This window comes from Lentzea roselyniae (assembly GCF_039537795.1).
Lineage (GTDB): Bacteria > Actinomycetota > Actinomycetes > Mycobacteriales > Pseudonocardiaceae > Lentzea > Lentzea atacamensis.
On record NZ_BAABBE010000008.1, the window covers coordinates 77,860 to 96,907 of the forward strand.

At 70.1% G+C, this 19,048-nt stretch carries 23 protein-coding genes and 2 tRNA genes; 11 read left to right on the forward strand and 14 right to left on the reverse strand.

Features of this window, described 5'->3' with window-relative positions:
- Positions 1 to 74: 74 nt before the first annotated feature.
- From ABFX45_RS16160 to rimP, 3 genes are read right to left on the reverse strand one after another with little or no spacing between them, the layout of a single operon-like run.
- Positions 75 to 422 carry a YlxR family protein gene (locus ABFX45_RS16160; RefSeq protein WP_109633819.1) on the reverse strand — a complete coding sequence of 116 codons (348 nt, stop codon included), beginning with the start codon at positions 420 to 422 and terminating at the stop codon, positions 75 to 77.
- Between the two features lie 18 nt (positions 423 to 440).
- Positions 441 to 1,454, reverse strand: coding sequence for a transcription termination factor NusA (gene nusA, locus ABFX45_RS16165; protein ID WP_109633822.1), 1,014 nt, complete (start codon positions 1,452 to 1,454; stop codon positions 441 to 443).
- Positions 1,451 to 1,975: a ribosome maturation factor RimP gene (gene rimP / locus ABFX45_RS16170; RefSeq protein ID WP_109633824.1), complete on the reverse strand. Its 525-nt coding sequence runs from the start codon at positions 1,973 to 1,975 to the stop codon at positions 1,451 to 1,453. Before rimP ends, nusA begins: the two co-directional genes overlap by 4 nt.
- A 128-nt stretch (positions 1,976 to 2,103) precedes the next feature.
- Here rimP and ABFX45_RS16175 point away from each other — a divergent pair, with 128 nt between their 5' ends.
- Entirely contained in the window at positions 2,104 to 2,547 is a 444-nt protein-coding gene (locus ABFX45_RS16175) for a hypothetical protein (RefSeq protein ID WP_233439296.1), read from the forward strand.
- On the forward strand, positions 2,544 to 2,972 hold the full coding sequence (locus tag ABFX45_RS16180) for a ferritin-like domain-containing protein (RefSeq protein WP_346130735.1): 429 nt from the start codon (positions 2,544 to 2,546) through the stop codon (positions 2,970 to 2,972). The genes ABFX45_RS16175 and ABFX45_RS16180 overlap by 4 nt, the downstream gene beginning before the upstream one ends.
- A gap of 4 nt (positions 2,973 to 2,976) precedes the next feature.
- Here ABFX45_RS16180 and ABFX45_RS16185 read toward each other — a convergent pair whose 3' ends face one another.
- Genes ABFX45_RS16185 through ABFX45_RS16210 form a run of 6 tightly spaced genes read right to left on the reverse strand, consistent with a single transcriptional unit; the run spans position 2,977 to position 7,550 of the window.
- Complete coding sequence (locus tag ABFX45_RS16185) at positions 2,977 to 3,705, reverse strand: hypothetical protein (protein WP_109633829.1); 729 nt, start codon at positions 3,703 to 3,705, stop codon at positions 2,977 to 2,979.
- A gap of 55 nt (positions 3,706 to 3,760) precedes the next feature.
- Complete coding sequence (locus ABFX45_RS16190; RefSeq protein ID WP_346130737.1) at positions 3,761 to 4,714, reverse strand: aminotransferase class V-fold PLP-dependent enzyme; 954 nt, start codon at positions 4,712 to 4,714, stop codon at positions 3,761 to 3,763.
- A complete protein-coding gene (locus ABFX45_RS16195) occupies positions 4,707 to 5,171 on the reverse strand; it encodes a DUF4442 domain-containing protein (protein WP_109633833.1) in 465 nt (154 codons plus the stop codon). Before ABFX45_RS16195 ends, ABFX45_RS16190 begins: the two co-directional genes overlap by 8 nt.
- Positions 5,172 to 5,182: 11 nt before the next feature.
- Positions 5,183 to 6,130 (reverse strand): glycosyltransferase, encoded by a 948-nt coding sequence (locus tag ABFX45_RS16200; protein ID WP_346130739.1) that lies wholly within the window; start codon positions 6,128 to 6,130, stop codon positions 5,183 to 5,185.
- 9 nt (positions 6,131 to 6,139) lie between these two features.
- Complete coding sequence (locus ABFX45_RS16205; RefSeq protein ID WP_346130741.1) at positions 6,140 to 6,709, reverse strand: maleylpyruvate isomerase N-terminal domain-containing protein; 570 nt, start codon at positions 6,707 to 6,709, stop codon at positions 6,140 to 6,142.
- A 1-nt stretch (position 6,710) separates the two neighbouring features.
- Complete coding sequence (locus ABFX45_RS16210) at positions 6,711 to 7,550, reverse strand: NAD(P)-dependent oxidoreductase (RefSeq protein WP_346130743.1); 840 nt, start codon at positions 7,548 to 7,550, stop codon at positions 6,711 to 6,713.
- 115 nt (positions 7,551 to 7,665) lie between these two features.
- Here ABFX45_RS16210 and ABFX45_RS16215 point away from each other — a divergent pair, with 115 nt between their 5' ends.
- Genes ABFX45_RS16215 through ABFX45_RS16225 form a run of 3 tightly spaced genes read left to right on the forward strand, consistent with a single transcriptional unit; the run spans position 7,666 to position 9,608 of the window.
- On the forward strand, positions 7,666 to 8,628 hold the full coding sequence (locus tag ABFX45_RS16215) for a GlxA family transcriptional regulator (protein ID WP_112229828.1): 963 nt from the start codon (positions 7,666 to 7,668) through the stop codon (positions 8,626 to 8,628).
- Between the two features lie 10 nt (positions 8,629 to 8,638).
- Positions 8,639 to 9,196: a sugar O-acetyltransferase gene (locus ABFX45_RS16220; protein WP_346130745.1), complete on the forward strand. Its 558-nt coding sequence runs from the start codon at positions 8,639 to 8,641 to the stop codon at positions 9,194 to 9,196.
- 4 nt (positions 9,197 to 9,200) lie between these two features.
- Positions 9,201 to 9,608: a secondary thiamine-phosphate synthase enzyme YjbQ gene (locus tag ABFX45_RS16225; protein WP_109633846.1), complete on the forward strand. Its 408-nt coding sequence runs from the start codon at positions 9,201 to 9,203 to the stop codon at positions 9,606 to 9,608.
- Here ABFX45_RS16225 and ABFX45_RS16230 read toward each other — a convergent pair.
- Positions 9,504 to 10,463 carry an ABC transporter permease gene (locus ABFX45_RS16230; protein WP_233439298.1) on the reverse strand — a complete coding sequence of 320 codons (960 nt, stop codon included), beginning with the start codon at positions 10,461 to 10,463 and terminating at the stop codon, positions 9,504 to 9,506. The genes ABFX45_RS16225 and ABFX45_RS16230 overlap by 105 nt on opposite strands.
- A gap of 118 nt (positions 10,464 to 10,581) precedes the next feature.
- On the opposite strand from ABFX45_RS16230, the gene ABFX45_RS16235 reads away from it, so the two are divergent.
- From ABFX45_RS16235 to ABFX45_RS16245, 3 genes are all read left to right on the forward strand, one after another.
- A complete protein-coding gene (locus ABFX45_RS16235; RefSeq protein ID WP_346130748.1) occupies positions 10,582 to 11,562 on the forward strand; it encodes a DUF8017 domain-containing protein in 981 nt (326 codons plus the stop codon).
- A gap of 85 nt (positions 11,563 to 11,647) precedes the next feature.
- Entirely contained in the window at positions 11,648 to 12,238 is a 591-nt protein-coding gene (locus ABFX45_RS16240; RefSeq protein ID WP_346130750.1) for an AAA family ATPase, read from the forward strand.
- The gene (locus ABFX45_RS16245) at positions 12,235 to 12,879 is read left to right on the forward strand and encodes a hypothetical protein (protein ID WP_109633856.1); all 645 of its coding nucleotides are present in this window, start codon (positions 12,235 to 12,237) and stop codon (positions 12,877 to 12,879) included. The genes ABFX45_RS16240 and ABFX45_RS16245 overlap by 4 nt, the downstream gene beginning before the upstream one ends.
- A gap of 52 nt (positions 12,880 to 12,931) precedes the next feature.
- Here the strand turns inward: ABFX45_RS16245 and ABFX45_RS16250 are convergent, their stop codons facing one another.
- The 3 genes from ABFX45_RS16250 to yaaA form a co-directional block, all read right to left on the reverse strand.
- Positions 12,932 to 14,506 carry a DEAD/DEAH box helicase gene (locus ABFX45_RS16250; RefSeq protein WP_109633858.1) on the reverse strand — a complete coding sequence of 525 codons (1,575 nt, stop codon included), beginning with the start codon at positions 14,504 to 14,506 and terminating at the stop codon, positions 12,932 to 12,934.
- Between the two features lie 234 nt (positions 14,507 to 14,740).
- Complete coding sequence (locus tag ABFX45_RS16255) at positions 14,741 to 15,709, reverse strand: serine protein kinase RIO (RefSeq protein ID WP_428834154.1); 969 nt, start codon at positions 15,707 to 15,709, stop codon at positions 14,741 to 14,743.
- 202 nt (positions 15,710 to 15,911) lie between these two features.
- A complete protein-coding gene (gene yaaA, locus ABFX45_RS16260; protein WP_109633861.1) occupies positions 15,912 to 16,640 on the reverse strand; it encodes a peroxide stress protein YaaA in 729 nt (242 codons plus the stop codon).
- A gap of 60 nt (positions 16,641 to 16,700) precedes the next feature.
- On the opposite strand from yaaA, the gene ABFX45_RS16265 reads away from it, so the two are divergent.
- The 3 genes from ABFX45_RS16265 (at position 16,701) to ABFX45_RS16275 (ending at position 18,203) form a co-directional block, all read left to right on the forward strand.
- A complete protein-coding gene (locus ABFX45_RS16265) occupies positions 16,701 to 18,038 on the forward strand; it encodes a hypothetical protein (protein ID WP_346130755.1) in 1,338 nt (445 codons plus the stop codon).
- Positions 18,039 to 18,054: 16 nt separating this feature from the next.
- Positions 18,055 to 18,126, forward strand: a tRNA-Pro gene (locus tag ABFX45_RS16270).
- 6 nt (positions 18,127 to 18,132) lie between these two features.
- Positions 18,133 to 18,203: transfer RNA gene (locus ABFX45_RS16275), tRNA-Glu, on the forward strand.
- Positions 18,204 to 18,213: 10 nt separating this feature from the next.
- On the opposite strand, the gene ABFX45_RS16280 is transcribed toward ABFX45_RS16275, so the two are convergent.
- Positions 18,214 to 18,969 (reverse strand): SAM-dependent methyltransferase, encoded by a 756-nt coding sequence (locus tag ABFX45_RS16280; RefSeq protein ID WP_346130757.1) that lies wholly within the window; start codon positions 18,967 to 18,969, stop codon positions 18,214 to 18,216.
- Positions 18,970 to 19,048 lie beyond the last annotated feature (79 nt).

Sequence of the window (19,048 nt, forward strand, 5' to 3'; positions counted from 1 at the left end):
CGTGAGGCCGGCGGGCAAGTCCCATCGACCTCGTCTTAACGTCGCGCGTTCATGTCTTCAGCTTCACGGCTGACTCATGACGGGTCGACCTGCTTCCTTGTTTCTTGCTGACCTCGGGGCTGTCCCGAGGCCTTGTTCCCGTGCTGCTCCAAGTGCTCGCGCAACAAAGCGACGTCGAGTGCCCCCTGGACCCGGAGGGCCCTCGAGAACGCCCGTCGCCGCTCGGCGTTGCGCAGACATTCGAGATCGAAATGCAACCAAGCACCCCGACCAGGAAGCCGCCTGCGGACGTCCGGAACCACCGAACCGTCCACCGCGACCACACGCAGCAGCTCAGAGGGCAACGTCCGGGTACGGCATCCAATGCACGTGCGAACAGGGCCGATGTGTTGGGTGACCGAACCCGACGTTGAACCGTTGATGAGTCTATCCCCTGGAGCTCATTCGGCCGAACTGGATGTGACTGCTCCGGCAGCCGGAGACTCCGCATCGCTGCGGATGTCGATGCGCCAGCCGGTCAGGCGGGCGGCCAGGCGGGCGTTCTGCCCCTCCTTGCCGATCGCCAGCGACAGCTGGAAGTCCGGCACCACGACACGTGCCGTCTTGGCACGCTCGTCGAGCACCCGTACGGACACAACCTTCGCAGGTGACAAAGCATTCCCGACGAAAGTAGCGGGGTCGTCCGAGTGGTCGATGATGTCGATCTTCTCACCGCCGAGCTCGTGCATCACGTTGCGCACACGGGCACCCATCGGGCCGATGCAGGCGCCCTTCGCGTTCACGCCGGAGACCGTCGAACGGACCGCGATCTTCGAACGGTGACCTGCCTCACGTGCCACCGCGGGGATCTCCACGGTGCCGTCCGCGATCTCCGGCACCTCGAGGGCGAACAGCCGCCGCACGAGGTTCGGATGCGTCCGCGAGAGAGCGATCTGCGGTCCGCGCGCACCGCGGGACACGCTCACGACGTAGCACTTGATGCGCTCGCCGTGGTTGTACTGCTCCCCCGGCACCTGCTCGGCCGGCGGCAGCACGCCCTCGGTGTCGCCCACCTGGACGACGACCATGCCGCGGGCGTTCGCGCGGGCGTCGCGCTGCACCACACCGGCGATGATCTCGCCCTCCTTGGCGGCGAACTCGCCGAAGGTGCGCTCGTGCTCCGCGTCGCGCAGGCGCTGCAGGATCACCTGGCGCGCGGTGGTCGCGGCGATGCGGCCGAAGCCTTCCGGAGTGTCGTCCCACTCCTCCTGCACCGCGCCGTCCGGACCCAGCTCCTGCGCGAGCACGCGCACGACCCCGGTCTTGCGGTCGATCTCCACTCGCGAGTGCGAGTGATGCCCTTCGGTGTGCTTGTAGGCGGTCAGCAGTGCTGACTCGATCGCCTCGAGGACCGTCTCGAAGGGGATGTCCTTTTCACGTTCGATCGCCCTGAGGGCGGCGATGTCGACGTTCACCTCGGCTCCTCCTTCGGTGCTTTCCGAGTGAGCCGAGCCAGTTCTTCGACCGGCGGCTGCTTGAACTCGATCTCCATGACCGCGCGTTCGATGTGGCGGTACTCCACGCGCTTCAGCTCGCCCTGGTGCAGCAGCTCGACACCGGTCTCGTCGCACTCGCCGACCCGGCCGAACCACTCGACCTGCTCCGGCTGCTTGATCTTCACGAGACGCAGGTGCGCGCGCTTCCAGTGGCGCGGGCGGGTGAGCGGGCGGTCGACACCCGGCGAGGTGACCTCGAGGGTGTACGGCCCGTTGATCAGATGGTCGTGCGCGTCGAGCGCGGCGGAGACCACCCGGCTCGCCTCGGCGACCTCGTCGAGCCCGATGCCGTCCTCGCCGTCCACCACGACCTTGACCAGACGGCGGCGCCCAGCCTGATTCACGTCGAGTGCGTCGAGGTCGAAGCCGATCGCTTCGAGCGCTTCCCGCACAACGGGTGCTAGCTGCGCGGCAAGCTCTCCGCGCGGCGGGCTGGACACGTGGTGTCTCCTTCAGTTCGAACGCATGAAAACCCCGGCCGACGGTGTTTCGGCGGCCGTGGACGCCCAGACTATCTCCTTTGCCCGCCTCCCACCGCGCCGCACGGCTGCTGGCAATATGGGTTCGCGTGATCTCCGAATCGGTCAGCCGCCGCCGTGTGCTGTTCGCGGTGGCCGTCGCACCGCTCGCCGTTGCGTGCACCACAGAACCTCCCGCGCCACCGCCGCCGGACCCGTTGTCGGCGCTCGCGGCTCAGGCCCGTGCGGACGCAGCGCTGGCGAAGACGCTGACCACGGTGCCCGCGGCCGCGGAGATCGCCAAGGCTCGTGAGACCCACGCCGGCCTGCTGCAGGCGGAGGTCGACCGCGAACGGCCCCCGCTCTCCTCGACGGCCCCGCCGGCGCCCACCATCCCGCCCACTCCGCCGGATCCGCTGGCGGCGCTGCGGACCGCGCTCGACGACGCGGTGCGCGAGGCGTCGGCCCTCGTCGCCAAGGTGCCCACCTACCGCGCCGGTCTCGTCGGTTCGGTGGCCGCGGGCTGCGCCTCGCTGCGGGAGGTGCTCTCGTGAACGTGGACGCCGTTCAGACCGCGCTCGGCACCGAGCACGCGGCGTTGTGGACCTACGGCATGGTGGCGGCGTTCCTGGGCAACCAGGCCGCTGCCGTCGCGGAGGGCTCGAACGCGCACCGCGCGCGCCGGGACACGACCGAGCGGTGGCTGCGGGACCAGAACGCGACGCCGAACCCGCCCGCCGCCGCCTACCTGCCGCCGTCACCCGTCTCGGACGGGCCGTCCGCGCTCGCGGCGCTCGTCGCCGTCGAACAGGACACCTGTGCCGCGTGGCGCGGGGTGCTGGAGCGCACCGACGACGCGGCGCTGCGGACCACGGCGCTGGAGGCGCTGACGACGGCGGCGGTGCGCGCGACCCGGTGGCGCAAGGCCGCCGGAACCACCCCGGCATCGATCGCGATGCCGGGTGTCGCCTCCGGCTAGCCGGTTAGCTGCCGAAGGAGGACGCGAGCCTGATCGCGTCCGCGGAGACCTTCTTCATCTCCTTGTTGTGGGTGAGCGCGTCGGCGGACTTGACCGGCGAGTCGGACTCGACGATCACGACCAGCTGGTCGCGCTGCTCGGAGGCGTACCCGCCGTTGGCCAGCGTGGTCAGCGGCGGCACGCTGATCGCCTTGTCCAGGACCAGGTCCTTGACGTTGCCGGTGCCGTCCTTCTGGGTCAGCTCCCGCAGCTGCCTGGCTTCGTCGGCCGTCCGCATCTTCACCACGGACACCGACGAGAACACGGCCCTGCCGTCGGGCAGCTTGGCCGTGTAGAAGGCCCGCGTCAGCTGCAGGCACGGCGTGGTCTTGAGGAACGCCTGCGTCTGCCCCGTCGCGTGGGCCGCGCAGTCGCTGTCCTTCACCGGCTCCGGCAGCTGCGGCACGGTGGTGAACTCGAACTCCCCCGCGGTCTTCTGCGGCTGCGCCACGGGCTGGTCCACCGGGTCCGACGGCTGCAACACCCACCACACGAACCCCGACACCACCGCGACGCCGACGAGCGCCAGCGCCTTGCCCACCCACGTCGTCCTGCGCGGCGGTGACGGCGGCTGCGGGGGCAGCTGCCCCTGGCGGTTGTCCATGATCGACTGGAGCTTCATCAGCTCGTCGGCCGGGTAGAGCGGCGCGGTGTCGGTTGGCCTCGGTGGGAAGCGAGGCAGGTTCTGGGTCACCTCTTCAGGTGACTGGCGTGGTTCCGACACAAGGACCCACGGTAACGGACGGCGGTCAGCCAAGCGCTTTGAGCACCCGATCCACGTCCTCGACCGTGTTGTACAGGTGACAGGCGAACCGCGTCCTGCCTGCGCGAATCGACGACACGACGCCGGGGATGTGGGGCACGTCAACCGAGACGATCGCCGAGCCGTGGGGGCTGAGTCCCAGTCCGGTCAGCAGGTGATCCGTCAGATTCACGCAGTGCGCGCGCACGGCCTCCAGGTCGAGTGTGGCGATCCACGGGAGCGCCACGGCGGCACCCACGTGTGCGAACCATGTCGGCGAGAGGTCGAACCGCCGTGCGTCCGGACGGAGCAGCAGCTCGATCCCGTAGTTCTCCTCGGTGCTGTACCAGTTCGCGGCCACCGGTCTGAGAAAGTCCATCCGGTCCGGCCGCACCGCCATCCAGGCCGCGCCGCGCGGTGCCATCAGCCACTTGTAGGCGACACCGACGACGAAGTCGGCCCACGCCAGCGACAACGGCATCCACCCCGCGGCCTGCGAGACGTCGAGCAGCACCGGCTTGCCCGACGCCCGCAACGCTTCGAGGTCCGCGATCGCACCGTCCGCCGACTGGACCACGCTCAGCGCGACGAGATCCGCTTCGTCCACAGTGGACACGATCTTGTGCCCGGCCGCGACAAACGGCAGCGTCACGCTGGTGAACTCGCCGTCGTGCAGGAAGACCTTCGAGCCCGCCGGCAACGCCTGCGCGACCATCGACACGAACTGCGAGACCGTGGCGCCGCATGCGACCGATGTCGCGGGCACCCCGATCAACCGGCCGAACGCCGCACGTGAGGTCTCGACGACCTCGTTGAAGGACGACGACGTGTCCTGGCCGCGCCGCCATCGTTCGTGCGAGGCCGCGACCGCGTCGGCGACGTGCCGCGGAGGCACGCCGATGGACGCCGTGTTGAGGTAACCGGGCTCGATGTCGAAGACCGCCCCGAACGCCTCACGCATGGGCGAGCTGCTTACCGCGCTTACGTCGCGCGTAGACCTGCTTCTTCACCTTTGCGATCACGGTTCCATCCTGCCCCACGACGTCCGTCTCGAACCAGATCAACGCCTTCTCCCCGGACGCGGTCTGGTCCAGCACCCGCTCGACGTGCTCGTCGGTCAGCCGGAACTCGGCGTAGACGGTGCCGCGGCCGGGCGCGACGAACTCGATCTCGCCCGCCTGGTCCCACACCACGTGCTCGCCGCCGAGCTGGTTGAACAGCAGCAGCACCCAGAACGGGTCGGTCATCGCGAACAGCGAGCCACCGAAGTGGGTGCCGAAGAAGTTGCGGTTCCACGGGCGCAGACGCATCTTGACGCGCGCGTACCGGTAGTCCGGCGAGATCTCGACAACGCGGATCCCGGCGAACAGGAACGGCGGCCACAGGTTCATGCCCAGGCGCAGGCGGCTTGCCTTCATAAAAAACAGTGTTACACAACGTCCGCCAGACTGTCCGCAACTTCCTGCGGCGAAGGCATGTGACGTATCTCTTCCGCCATCTGACCTGCAGCTTTTCTGTGTTCTCCGTCCATCGGCAACAGTCGTGCGCACTCCGCGACCGCCTCGGCACTCACCGCGTCCGGCCGCACGCCCGCACCGGCTTCGACGACAGCGGCGGCGTTGCCGAACTGGTCGGCGCCTTGTGGCAGCACGACCTGTGGGACCCCCTCGGCCAGAGCAGCCAGCATCGTGCCGCTGCCGCCGTGGTGGACGACGACGTCCGCCTGCCTGATCACCTCGGTCTGCGGCAGCCACGGGTGCACCGTGAGGTTCGGTGGCAGGCCGGTGAGCTGGACGCGGGGTGCGGCGACGACCACCTGCGCGTCCAGCTTCCCGAGCTCCGCGATGGCCGTGGTGAGCACGGACTCCGTGCCGAACGCGGTGCCGAGCGTGAGGTAGATCAGCTTGTCGTGGGTGCGCTGGGGCACCTCATCGGGAGCTGAGTGCGGCACCGGCCGCAGCAGGATGCGGTCGTCCTGGAAGCCGGCGTCCTGCAACGAGGGCGGGCAGATGTCGATGTGCCTGCCACCGTCCGGGCGCGTGAGCCCGATGCCGTCCGGGAACATGCGGCCGAAGCCGTGCCACAGCACCGGGAACGCCCGCCTGCGCGCCTCCTTGAACACCTCGGGCACGGCCCACCCGCTGATCACCAGGTCGGGCAGGAGGCGTTCCAGCTCCGGCCTGATGTCCTCGGCGTAGATCTCGCCGAAGACCAGGCCCGGACGGAACGGCTGCAGCCCAAGCCTGTTCAGCTCGGGATGCATCTCGTCGCCGACCGCGAAGTGGACGTCGTGCCCGGTGTTGCGCAGTGCCAGCGCCAGCGGGGTCAACGGGTAGGTGTGGCCGACGGTGGCCATGCTCGCGAAGAGCACGCGCATGACGCGAATCTACGCGGCGACCGCTCCGTACCACTGCCACTGCTCTCGTCGCGGCACGCCGGGTAGCTCACCGCGTCCGGTGCACCACAGCAGCAGCGCGAACGGGTCGGAATGCCGTGGTGCGTCAGGGAACAGCCGCTCGACCACGGGCGCGCAGTGCTCTGACCGCCACTCCACGCCGAAGGCCCGAGTGATGTCGTGCGTGTGCATCGTCAGCTCGGTGATGCCCATCGCGGCGAACCCGGCCGCGTCCGAAGTGCCCCACGGGTGCCACGCCCGCGCGTCCGGAGTGGCCGCGGCGACTGTGCGCGACAGCAACGTGGCGGCGGTCGCGACACCCTCCAGGCAGTGCTCCAGGGACTCGGCGCGCAGGCTGCCGTGCAGGCTGGTCCAGCGGCGCTCCGCACGAGTGGTCAACAGGGCCGTGTAGCCGAGCAGGCCCTCGACGACGTGGTCGAGCGTCACGCGGCAGGACCAGTTCAAACCGTTGGCGTGGCGGGAGAAACCGTCTTCCGGCAGCGTGCCCAGGACCCGCACGCAGTCGTCGGTCGTGGCGTCGAGCAGTGTGGACCAGTCCATCTCAGGCCGCCCGCAGCAGTTCGATGATCCGGGCCCAGCCGTCCGCGCCATGACCGGATTCGACCGCCCTCCGCGCGTAGTCGTGCAGCAACCGCGGCAGCGCCGCGTCGACCTTCCGCACTTCGCTGGCGTGCACGAGGTGGTCCAGCGTGGCCAGATGTACGTCGAGCGTCGCGTCCGAACCGGGGTAGGAACCGGAGTCGACCTGCGGCGCGTAGCTGCTGATGAACCCCGCGACCGGGCCGAGCCAGCGGGTGGCCAGCGGCGTGAAGTGCTCGGCGGTGGCGCCGTCGGCGGTGACGAGTGCGGTGGCGTGCAGCCACCCGGTGAGCGTGGACCACATGATGCCGAGCAGTGCCGTGTCGTACAGGGCGGCCAGGCCGGGGTCTGCGCCGAGGTTGATCGGCTCGGCCAGCGCCGACAACAGGCCGGACGCCTCGGCGAGGGCGTCCTGGTCGCCGCTGTAGAGGATCATCGAGCGCTGGTCGCCGATGCCCGGCGGGGTGGTCATGATGCCGCCGTCGACGTAGCGCCCGCCGCGCCCGGCCATCTCACGGGCCTGTTCCGGTGAGCCCGAGGTGAGGTTGACCAGGATGCCGGGCAGCTCGGGGTCGAGGATCTCGGTCAGTGCCGGGTAGTCGAGCACGCAGGCCACGACGACAGGTGCCGAGCGTTGCGCCTCCACGGCCGAGCTCGCCGCCTGAGCCCCCTGTGCCACCAACGGTTCGGCTTTGGCGGGCGAGCGGTTCCAGACCGTGACGCGGTGCCCGGCGCGCAGGAATGCCTCCGCGAGTGCCGAACCCATCTGACCGAGGCCGAGCACGGCAACATCGGATCGCATTGCGTTGTCCCCCAAGGGTTGTGGTTGATGTTCACCACCCTCGCAAGTCGCGCCGCGCACCGACAGTGGCAGAAATGCCTCCTGTCGAACGATTGCTGCCAGCTAGCCTGGTGGCATGAGCGTGGTGGCGATCTTGGTGACCGACGACGACGCGCCGGCTCTCTGGGACGTGTACGAGGCCGGGCTGGCGTGCGTGGTGTTCGGCGTCGACCACTTCGATCCCTGGTACACGATGCGGTTGTGCGGCCTGGACCCCGCGGCACCGCGGGCCGGGAACGGCTGGACGCTCAACCCCGAGCACGGCCTGGAAGGTCTGCACGGGGCGGACACGATCATCGTCCCGTCCGTCCCGCAGGCCGTTCTCGACGGGACCGAGCCGCTGAACCCGTTGCTGGTCAAGGAACTCCAGGACGCGGCGGACCACGGCGTGCGCATCGCCGCGTTGTGCAACGGAGCGTTCGTGCTCGCCGAAGCCGGGTTGCTCGACGGCCGCCGCGCCACCGCGCACTGGTCCTACACGGACCGTCTGGCCCGCCGGTATCCGCGGGTCGAGGTCGACGACTCCGTGCTCTACATCGAGGACGGCAACGTCCTCACCAGCGCGGGCGCGGCCGCCGGGCTCGACCTGTGCCTGCACCTGGTGCGCCAGGACCTCGGCGCGCACGTGGCCAACCAGCTGGCCCGCAAGCTGTGCGTGCCCGCGCACCGCACCGGGGGCCAGGCCCAGTTCGTCACCCGGCACGTGCCCGAGACCGACGACGACAGCATCGCGCCGGTGCTGGAGTGGGCGGTGCGGCACCTCGAACGGCCGCTCACCGTCGCCGAGCTCGCCCGCCGCGCCGGGATGAGCCAGCGCACGTTCTTCCGCCGCCTGCATGACGCCACGGGCAGCACGCCGTTGCAGTGGCTGCTCGCCCAGCGCGTCGCCCACGCCCAGGCGTTGCTGGAGACGACCTCGCTGTCCGTGGAACAGGTCGCTGGGCGGTGCGGCCTGGGGACGGGGGCGAACCTGCGCCGCCACTTCACCGCCCATGTCGGTGTCCCGCCCACTGACTACCGTCGCGCTTACACCGCTTGAAGGGACCACCTTGGGAACCAACCGCGAGAAGATGATCAACGGCGAGCCGTACCTCTCGATGGACCCCGAACTGGAGGACGACCGGCAGCGGGCCCAGCGCCTGATGATCCGCTACAACGCCTCCGAACCGGGCGACTACGAGGGCATGCACGCTCTGCTGAAGGACTTCGTCGCGGAGATCGGCGAGAACACGGTCCTGTTGCCCCGCCTGCAGATCGAGTACGGCTACAACACGCGCATCGGCTCGAACAGCTTCATGAACTACGACGGCATCATCCTCGACTGCGGGCTGGTCACCATCGGCGACAACGTGATGATGGGACCGCGCGTGCAGCTGCTGACGGCGTTGCACCCGATAGAGGACCACGAGGCCCGGATCGCGGGCTGGGAGACGACCGCGCCGATCGTCATCGGCGACAGGGTGTGGTTCGGCGGTGGCGTGATCGTGTGTCCCGGAGTCACGGTCGGCGACAACACGGTGGTCGGCGCCGGCAGTGTCGTGACGCGTGATTTGCCTGATCACGTGCTCGCGGTCGGCAACCCCGCCCGGATCGTTCGTAAGATCTGAAGCCATGCGCAGCGAGGAGATCCAGATCCGCACCGGTTCCGAGGAGGTCGTCCACGACCTCACGCGTGAGTGCGAGCGGTTCCTCGACGACGAGACCGGCGACGGCCTGCTGCACGTGTGGGTGCCGCACGCGACCGCCGGCGTCGCCATCATCGAGACGGGTGCGGGCAGCGACGACGACCTGCTGACCGCGTTGGAGCGCATCCTGCCCCGCGACGTGAAGTGGCGGCACCGGCACGGCACCCCCGGTCACGGTCGTGACCACGTGATGCCCGCGCTGGTGCCGCCGTACGCGACGATCCCGGTGCTAGGCGGTGTGCTGGCGCTCGGGACGTGGCAGTCCATCTGCCTGGTCGACACCAACGTCGACAACCCCGTCCGGACGGTCCGGCTGAGCTTCCTTGCCGGCTAGCAGCAGCACCAGGCCGACGAGCGCGATCCCGCCGAACACCCACCACTCGGTGCTGATGGAGCCGTCGTACATGAGGCTGCGCAGGCCTTCCGTCGAGAACCGGAACGGCGTCCACGACCACAGGACCGCCTTGTAGGCCGGGTTGAGCAGTTCCGGCACCTGACCCGCCACCGCGGGCGCCATCAGGTAGAGCAGGCCGAGAACGCCCATCGCGCGGATGCCGAGGTGCTTGAACAGCCCGGCTTGCAGCAGGGCGAACGACACGGCGACGGCGAACATGAACGTGATCGCGGCCGCGCCGAACGTGACGCCCCACCACGCGAGCAGGCCGATGACCGCGCCGACGACCAGCACGGACGTGGTGAGCGCCGACAGCAGCCGGAACCGCCTTCCCTTCAGCACCACGAACAACAGCCCGGCGACCATCCCGCCGACCCACAGCAGTGCGCTCGCGGCGAGCGGCGCTGTGCGTTCGGCCGCTGTGACGGCCAGGGTCTCCGTCTTGACCGGCAGCCCGGCGCCCTGGGCGACACCGGTCAGCACCTGCTGCGCGACCTGCGTGCCGGACGGGTTGACCGCGGGGTTGAGCCGGATCGTCGCCTGGCCGGGTGAGATCTCCAGAACCCCGTAGACCTCCTTGTCCGCCAGCAGGGTCCGGGCCTCGGCCGCGTCCACGGCTCTGATGTCGACCTCGGCCGAGTCGGCGGCTCTGACGCGTTCCGCGATCGGCGGAGGCGCCACCACGGCGAGCGGGACGTCGTGCGGGTGCACGGTCGCCTGCACGCCGAATGTCAGCAGTCCCAGGAGAAACGCCACCACCGCGCCTGCGACGGCGGTGACCAGCGCGGTGCGCATCACTGACCTCCATTTGTTCATCACACGTTGAATTTGATGGAACGGTACGCCCGGCGCACCGTCGAAGTCAACGCTTGATGAATTAAGCCCCGTCAGACCCACCAGGTACCGTTTCCCCGTGACTTACCCAGGTGGCGGCGGACAGGGCGGCTGGAACGACCAGCAGGGCTGGGGCCAGCAGCAGGGTGGTGACTACTCGGGCGGTGGCTACCAGGCCGGCGGCCCTCCGCAGACGGGCGGTTTCTCCCAGCAGGGCGGCTTCCCGGACCAGGGCGGTTACCCGCAGCAGGGCGGCTTCCCGCAGCAGGGCTACGGCCAGTACGGCGGCCTGGGCGTCTACGGCGGCTTCGACAGCGAACCGCCGAAGAGCAAGAAGACCCTCTGGCTGGTGCTCGGCGCCGTCGTGCTGGTGCTGCTGGCCGGCGGCGGCCTGACGTGGTACCTGCTCTCGCGCGGCTCGGGCGACCCGAACGCGCAGAACAACCCGACCACCCCGACCAGTGCCTCGTCGCAGCCGACCACCGGCGCCTGCAAGAACGAGGGCGTGCAGTGCGTCGAGACGTCGCTCGGCTACAACTACGAGGTCCCGAAGAACTGGGACGTCGTGAGCGACGCGCGGATCCCGATCGACAAGTTCCCCGGCATCTCGCTGTCCGCCGTCACCACCTACGGCGACTACGAGTGCGAGGGCAAGCCGTTCACGAAGGGCACCAACGGCGGCGCGCTGCTCCCCAAGGGCGACATCAACCAGACCGCGACCGACTTCACCAAGGCCGTGGCCGAGCAGTTCTACGCGTCGGGCGGCACCCCGCAGGTGACGCTGACGCAGCCCAAGGCCGTGCAGATCCAGCACACCCAGAAGGACGGCAAGAAGGTCGTCGTCGAGGGCGTGCAGGTCGACGCCACGATCACCCAGTCGGCCAACAAGTGCCTGGCGAGCAAGGGCGCGGTCAAGGTCGTCGTGCTCAACGGCAGCAACAAGCTGCACGCGCTGGTGGTGAACGGCGACCTGGAGGGCGGTGGTGGTGGCACGAACCCGCCGCTGCCCAAGGAGGCCGAGCTGCAGAAGATGATCGACTCGCTGGTGCCGACCACGTAGTCCGGTCAGCGACCGTCAGCCGACAGCACTCGCACCGCTGGGCGCCGTCCGTCCCTGCACCGCGACCCGTGCCGCGAGTGCGTCGGTGACGTGGGCCGCCGACCCCGCCCCGACCGGCGGCCGGCAGGCGGTCTCGTGCATCTGCCCGCGCGGCGCGACCCGCCGTGCCCGGGTTCCCGTGCCGTTCGTCGAGCGCGAACGTGAACTCCTTGTGCTGCAAGGGCTTCTGGACGAGGTTCGCGTGCGCCGCCGCCCGCACTTCGTGACCGTGCTGGGCGAGGCGGGCGTGGGCAAGACCCGGCTGGTCTCCGAATTGGCCGCCGCCTGCACGTCTCCGGTCATGGCGTTGTGCGGCACCGCCACCGCTTTCGGTGACGACCACGGCTACGGCCCGTTGTCCGACGTCGTGCGCGGCTTCGCGTCGCCCGAGAACCTGCGCGCCGCTCTGTCTTCTTTGGTCGGTGCCGCAGAGCTGGCCGATCGGCTGCACTCGAGCCTCGCCGGGCTGGCCGGGACGTCGCCCGAGGTGCCGGCCGACTTCCCGGCGTGGCGGCGGTTCCTGGAGGAGATCGCCGATTCCGGGCCGCTGGTCGTCTTCCTGGAGGACGTGCACCGGGCCAACGACATCGTGCTCGACTTCGTGGAGGAGCTGAGCGAACAAGCCGGCTGTTTGTGATCGCCACCGCGCGGCCGGAGCTGTTGCAGCGCCGTCGTTCTTGGTTCGGAGGCAAGCGCAACGCCACCACGATCAGCTTGGAACCGTTGTCGCACAACGGCACCCACAGCCTGTTGAACTCGCTGCTGGAGGCTCGGGAACTGTCCGCCGAACTGCGGCAGGCCCTGGTCTCGTGCGTGGGCGGCAACCCGTTCTTCGCGACCGAGTACGCGCGGATGGTGTCCGACCCGCGCATGCCTTGTGTGCACAACGATGGCGGCCTGCCGATGCCGCCTCCCGTGCGCAGTGTGATCACGGCTCAGCTGGACTCACTGCCACTGGCGGTGAAGGCAGTCCTCGGGGACGCCGCCGTGGGAGGTGATCTCGTGTCCCCCGGCGCGGTGGCCGCTACCGGTCAGCGAGAGCCCGGTGACGTCGCCAAGGCGCTGGAACTGCTGGAACAACGGGACTTCCTGCGCCGCCAGGGCCGCAACAGCGAGACGGGCGAGATCGAATACGGCTTCCGGCACTGCCTGGTGCGCGACGTCGTGGCCGACCAGCTGCCCCGCGCGGTGCGTTCGGAGAAGCAGGAGCGTGCCGCCGCCTGGTTCGCGGAACCCGCGTTGGACCTGATGCCGCTCGTGGACCGCAGGGCGGGCTGACACGGCAAAGGCCGCCTCCCCGGCACGGGAGAGGCGGCCTTTGCTCGTCGTGTCAGTGCTGCGGAGCCCGGCGCGGACGGCCGGTGCGCTCGGTCCGGCCGAAAGCACGGCCGCCCTCTGAGCGCTCCGAGCGGCGCGGGCCGCTGCGGAGCTCGCCGCTCTCACCGGAGGGACGACGCGGTCCACTGCGGAACTCGCCGCCCTCGGTACGACGGCCGGAGCCGCCGCGGTACTCACCGCGGCCACCGGCGGCCGGGGCGCCGAAACGGCGTCCGCCACCGCCACCGCGACGGGCCGGCTTCTCGCGCTCGATCACCGGCTCACCGCTCGGGGTGCGGGCACCCGTGATGCGGATCAGGTCGTCGTCGCCGGGGCGCACCTTCGTGCTCTCCGGGCGGATGCCCGCACGGGCGGCCATGCCCTGGACGGCGCGCCGCTGGTCGTGCGTGACCAGTGTGACGACCGTGCCGGACTGACCGGCGCGAGCCGTGCGGCCGGCGCGGTGCAGGTAGTCCTTCGGGTCGGCCGGCGGGTCGACGTGCACGACGAGCGAGACGTCGTCCACGTGGATGCCGCGGGCCGCCACATCGGTCGCGATGAGAACCGGCGTGGTGCCCTCGCGGAACTCGCCGAGCACGCGGGTGCGGGCGCTCTGCGCCTTGCCGCCGTGCAGGGCGCCCGCGTGGACGCCGACGGAACGGAGCTTCTTGGCGAGGCGGTCGACGTGGTGCTTGGTGCGCACGAACATGATCGTGCGGCCCTCGCGCGCGGCCACCTCGGTCACCACGTTCTGCTTGTCCTCAGCGGACACGAACAGCAGGTGGTGATCCATCGTCGTGACGCTCGCGGTGGCCGGGGCCACCGAGTGCGTCACCGGGTTGTGCAGGTACTGGCGGACCAGCTTGTCCACGTCGCCGTCGAGCGTCGCGGAGAACAGCAGGCGCTGGCCGTCCTGCGGGGTCAGGTCGAGGATCGCGCGGACCTGGGGCATGAAGCCCATGTCCGCCATCTGGTCGGCCTCGTCCAGCGCGGTGATCTCGACCTGGGACAGGTCGCAGGTGCCCTGGCGCACGTGGTCGGACAGACGGCCAGGCGTGGCGATCAGCAGGTCGACGCCGCGGCGCAGGTGATCGATCTGGCGCGGGAACGACGTGCCGCCGACGACGACGCGGCACCACATGTTGAGCGCGCGGGCGTGCGGCATGAGCGCCGTCTCCACCTGCATCGCGAGCTCGCGGGTCGGAACCAGGATCAGGCCGCGGGGCTTGTGCGGCGTCGAGCGGCCGCCCGCGAGGCGGCTCAGCATGGCGAGGCCGAACGCCAGCGTCTTGCCGGAGCCCGTCTGGCCACGGCCGAGGATGTCCCGGCCCGACATCGCGTCGGGCAGGGTGGCGGCCTGAATGGGGAACGGTGCGGTGATTTCGTTGGCGACGAGCGACTTGATCAGCGCGTCTGCCAGGCCGAGCTCAGCGAACGAGGGCAGCGGGCCTTCCGGCAGCGTGCTCTCGAAGTGCTCGGCGACGATCGGCTCCTCGACCCGCGCCTGCGGACGGGAGTTGCCCTGGCGGCCCGAGCGGCGACGCGGCTTGCCGCGGCTGAAAGAGCGCTCGGAACGACCTTCGGACATTGATGGCAAAACAAACCTCCGGGACATGGCACGTCTCGAGGCTGCCCCGCGCGCTACCGCGGTGCCGATCACAAGGACGGGCCCGGCGTGAGGGTCACGCCGCTGATGAGTGGGTGGAAACACCGGTCAACGGCCGTCAAGCCTTCATCGGTGTACAGCACAGTCTAGCTGATCAATGGCCATGCCTTGCGCGCCCGGCAGTGTCGTTGGACACGGCCGGGCGCGCAAGGTGGGTCACGCCATACCCGCGACGTCCAGCAGCGTCGCCACCAGCGCAGACGGGTCGGCGATCTCCGGCGGGAGGCCGCGCGAGGCGAACCAACCGCTGATGTTGCGGACGTCGCGGTCGAGGAACTCCACGCCGCGGGGGTTCGCGACGAGGTCGACCACCTGCGGCAGGTCGATCATGATCAGCCTGCCTTCGTGGACCATCAGGTTGAACGCGGACAGGTCGCCGTGCGTGAGACCCGCCTCGGCGAGCGTCATCAGCGTGGCGACCAGCTGGCGCCACAGGTCGAGCAGCTCGTCCTCGTCCGGACGCGCCTGCGCGAGCCGCGGTGCCGCGTTGCCCTCGTCGTCGCCGATGAACTCCAGCAGCAGCTCGGTGCCGCTGCGCTGCACCGGATACGGCACGGGCGCGCCGATCTGCCACAGCCTGGCGAGCGCGGTGAACTCCGCGACCGCCCACTGCTCCGCGATCAGGTTGCGCCCGAACGCGGTGCGGTTCTGGATGGCCCGCATCTCGCGGGACTTCTTCATCCGCCGGCCCTCCAGATATCCCGCGTCGCGGTGGAACATCCGGTGGTCGTTGCTGCGGTAGCGCTTGGCGGCGAGCAGGCACGCCTTCTCGCCCATCGCGCGTTCCAGCAGGAAGACGTCCGCTTCCTTGCCGGTCTTCACGATGCCCAGCTCGCGGTCGACCGCGGCCAGCTCGGTGACGAGCCAGTCCGGGTGCGGCCTGGGCCCCTGCTCGGCGTCGCCCCACGTGGACCAGCGGTCGCCGTCCTCGGGGGTGTCAGCCGTGCTGAGCTGGTCCTCGCGCAGTCGTGCGATCCGCAGCTTTTCTTCTTCTGTCATGCGGCCGCGACGCGTTGGCTCCGTGTCGTCGGCGTTGGCGCGCTTACCGCGCTTTCCCTTGCGCCGCATGGTGTCGGCGTCGTCAAAGGAGGATTCGAAACGCTCGTGAAGATCGTGCTCGCGCACGGTGGGGTCTCCCGGAAGGTGAAGGTGACCGCCCCACTGGCGCTCTGCGATCAGACGCTGCTGATCAGGCGCGAGGGGCGGGAGGACGGGTCGCGGTGCCACGTCCAAAGACAGGCTCAGACACGACGCACCTCCTTCGTTCCTTCTCGCCGCGTGTCGGCTCGCTGAAGCTTGCCCGGTCCCCTCGGGGGCCGCAACCGAATTAACCGGTGATCAGGTCAGCGGTCTTCTCGCCGGTCGGCACGATCGTGAGCCCGGCCTTCTGCGCGAGCTTGACCAGGCCTTTCAGGTCGCCCGGCTCGGTCTTGCTCGTCGCGATGGCACGGGCGAGCAGGCCCTTGTGCGCCTTGTTGAAGTGGCTGACGACCTTGCCCTCGCCGGTGACCACCCGGACGACGACGGCGTGCGGGATCCTCGCGAGGCTCGAGTACGCGCCGGAACGCAGGTCGACGACGAACTCGTCGGCCTGCCTGAGCACCGGCTCCAGCGCGGGCTTCCACACCGTGCGCAGGCTGCCGTGCGACGGGAGCGTGCTGCCGCCGGACAACCGGTACGCGGGCACCGGGTCACCGCCGCGGATCGCCCCGAACAACGCCGACGCGACCGCCAGCCGTTCGAAGGCCCGCTCCTGGTCGGCCTTCCTGAGCGACGGGAAGTCCAGGTTGTCGTAGAGCACGCCGGTGTAGCGCAGGAGTGCGGGCGTCGTCTCTGACGTGCGCAAAGCCGCGTTGCGGTGCACCTCGTCGACCTGGCGCTCCGAGATGTCGAGCGCCTTGAGGCTCGCCGGGACGTCCGTCGCGAGGTCGGCCAGCGCGGACACGAGCTTGTCGCGCACGGGGTTCAGCTCGGGGAAGGACAGCGCGTCGAGATCGAGCGGCGCACCCTCGCCGCCGATCGCCTTGGTCTCCGACGGGGGAAGCAGCACCAGCACGGTTGGCAAGCGTAGGCCAATGCGGGAAAACCGCTGGACCGGCGTGGTGCTCTGGAATGCGTGGACGCTTTGGACCGTCTCTACGACTCGCTCGACGCCCGGCTGCGCCCGGAGGACGTGGCCGTCCTCGTGCGGGAGGCGCTGCCCTCGTTGACGCGCCGCCAGCGCTCGGTGATCAACGAGGTGGCGGCGCACGCGAGCCGTTGGCACGGCTTCACCGGTATGAGCACCGACTACGCCCGCCCTGTCGGTGCCGCGCGGCAGGTCGCCGCGACGCGAGTCGTGTTCGGTGTGGACACCTGCCCGGTCGACGCCGACGATCCCGTCTCCGTGCTGGAGTTCGCGTCGTTCGTCGGTGCCGAGATCAACTGGGACCCGGACCGCGCCGACTTCCTCGCCGACCGGCTGAACCGCGAGGCGCGCGCCGCCGCGGGCATCGAGCTGTCGAAGCGCCAGTACAACCGGCGCTTCCGGATGCTGCGCCGGCTCTCGGCGAAGGCGTCGAGGCTGGAGCGCGTACGTGAGCTGCGCCGCCTGACGCTCATCGCCTCGGCCGGATTCGTCGGCGCGATCGACCGCGACCGGTTCCGCGCGGATGCCGACGCCGCCTGCTTCATCGCCTACTACACGGCACGGCGCAAGCTGCGTCGTGAGTTCTCGCTGACCGGCCGCGTGAATCCGTTCGACCAGGTCGCGGAGGCGTTGCTCGCGCGATGCAGGGCTCGCGGCGACACCGACTGGGCGATGATCGCGCTGGCCTGCCCGGCCTGGGAGGTCCTGCGCCACCTGCGGCCGGACCAGCTCGGCGAGCTGCTCGGCCGGTGGTCGGCGGTGACCAGGTCGGTCGCGGGCCTGCTGGCCGGGCTGTGGCGTTCGTCCGAGATCGACAAGGCGACCATGGTCGTGCGCACCGGCGTGGACTCGTCCAGCTGGAACGCGCTGGCCGGCGCCTACAACGCCGCACGCAACGGCTGGATCGCCTGCCTGCACGCCGCGGGTGTGCCGGATCTGCTGGACCACGCGTGGCCGGGCAAGGTCATGCGCGTGATGGCCGCCGACCTCGCCTTCTGGCACCACGAGGCGGGCGGCGGCCTCCACCCGGACACCTCGGTGTGGTCGCGCCTGCCGTTGCCGTGGGAAGTGCTCGACGGCACAGCGGTCTGCACGCGCGCCGATGTGGAGGCGGCGTGCCGCGAGCACGGCGTCGACCCGGAACGCTCCGGATGGACCGCACCCCGCGCGCACGCCGCGATCGCGCGCTTCCGCCCCACCCCGGAGCTGGTGCACGGCGTGTCCGTGTCGGACCCGGTGTGGGCGATGGCGTTGCGGCACGCTCGGGTGTTCAGCGGCAAGCCCGTCCGCACCGGGGTATTCGGTGGACAGGACGCCGCCGGCTGAGCAGGCTGGCCCTCGTTCGGCTGTAGTTCAGCGGTAGAACGCCCGGCTCGGGACCGGGTGGACGCCGGTTCGAGCCCGGCCGGCCGGACGCGTGGAACACGTAGCTCAGTGGTAGAGCCCCGGCTCTCATCCGGGAGGACGCCGGTTCGAGCCCGGCCGTGTTCTCCGTGGTGTCTCAGGACGCCTGCAGCGTCAGGTACGCGAGGCCCAGCGTGCCGCGCCAGCCGCGCAAGCGGTGGGCGCGGTGCGTGTCGGCCTTCGTCCTGATCTCGTCCGCGTGCTCGGAGTCCGGGTTGTCGCGCAGCCAGCGTTCCCACGCCAGGGCGTGCCCGTTCTCGAACACGTCCCACTCGTCGAGGCTCGCCTGCTCCACCGCGAGCAGCCGGTAGCCGTGCTCGTGCGCGAGGTCCACCAGGTCGGCGAGCGAGCCGTACTGGTCACGCGGGATCGGCATCGCGGCGAGCTGCTCGTCGGTCGGCTCGCGCTCCCAGAAACCCTCACCCAGCAACAGCTTCCCGCCCGACCGCAGCAGCTGCTTCGCCGCCGTGAGCGCGTTCGCCGTGTGCTGCAACGGATCTCCGCCCCACACCTGGCTGGCACCGTTGACGATGATCACGTCGACAGGCCTGCCCGGTTGCCACTGGGCGACGTCGGCCACCTGCAGGCTGACCCGGTCGGCCAGGCCTCGCGCTGCGGCCGTGGCCTGGGCGTGCGCGATGGCGGTGACGTCGAGGTCGACACCGGTGCCGGTGGCGGTGGGCGCGGCTTCGAGGGTCCGCAGCAGGAACTCCGCCCAGCCGCAGCCGACGTCGAGCACGTGTGCGTCGTCGAGCGGGTGCAGGCTGCGGATGAGACGCTCGGCCCGTTCCTCGGACAGCGGTCCGTGGAAGGTGAGGTCCTCGTGCAGTGGCGCGATCTCTGGTTTCGTCATCGCACGCAGGATGGCGTTGCCGCCCTGTTCCGGACAACGGCTTATTCAGTTGTTGGGGTCATCGCCTCCCCGTAGCTTT

Bases quoted from the DNA above. Each gene is read 5' to 3' on its own strand.
- ABFX45_RS16190 (WP_346130737.1), bottom strand. From the start codon at position 4,714: ATGCGTGAGGCGTTCGGGGCGGTCTTCGACATCGAGCCCGGTTACCTC.
- ABFX45_RS16195 (WP_109633833.1), bottom strand. From the start codon at position 5,171: ATGAAGGCAAGCCGCCTGCGCCTGGGCATGAACCTGTGGCCGCCGTTC.
- ABFX45_RS16200 (WP_346130739.1), bottom strand. From the start codon at position 6,130: ATGCGCGTGCTCTTCGCGAGCATGGCCACCGTCGGCCACACCTACCCG.
- ABFX45_RS16205 (WP_346130741.1), bottom strand. From the start codon at position 6,709: ATGGACTGGTCCACACTGCTCGACGCCACGACCGACGACTGCGTGCGG.
- ABFX45_RS16210 (WP_346130743.1), bottom strand. From the start codon at position 7,550: ATGCGATCCGATGTTGCCGTGCTCGGCCTCGGTCAGATGGGTTCGGCA.
- ABFX45_RS16215 (WP_112229828.1), top strand. From the start codon at position 7,666: ATGAGCGTGGTGGCGATCTTGGTGACCGACGACGACGCGCCGGCTCTC.
- ABFX45_RS16225 (WP_109633846.1), top strand. From the start codon at position 9,201: ATGCGCAGCGAGGAGATCCAGATCCGCACCGGTTCCGAGGAGGTCGTC.
- ABFX45_RS16230 (WP_233439298.1), bottom strand. From the start codon at position 10,463: ATGCGCACCGCGCTGGTCACCGCCGTCGCAGGCGCGGTGGTGGCGTTT.
- ABFX45_RS16250 (WP_109633858.1), bottom strand. From the start codon at position 14,506: ATGTCCGAAGGTCGTTCCGAGCGCTCTTTCAGCCGCGGCAAGCCGCGT.
- ABFX45_RS16280 (WP_346130757.1), bottom strand. From the start codon at position 18,969: ATGACGAAACCAGAGATCGCGCCACTGCACGAGGACCTCACCTTCCAC.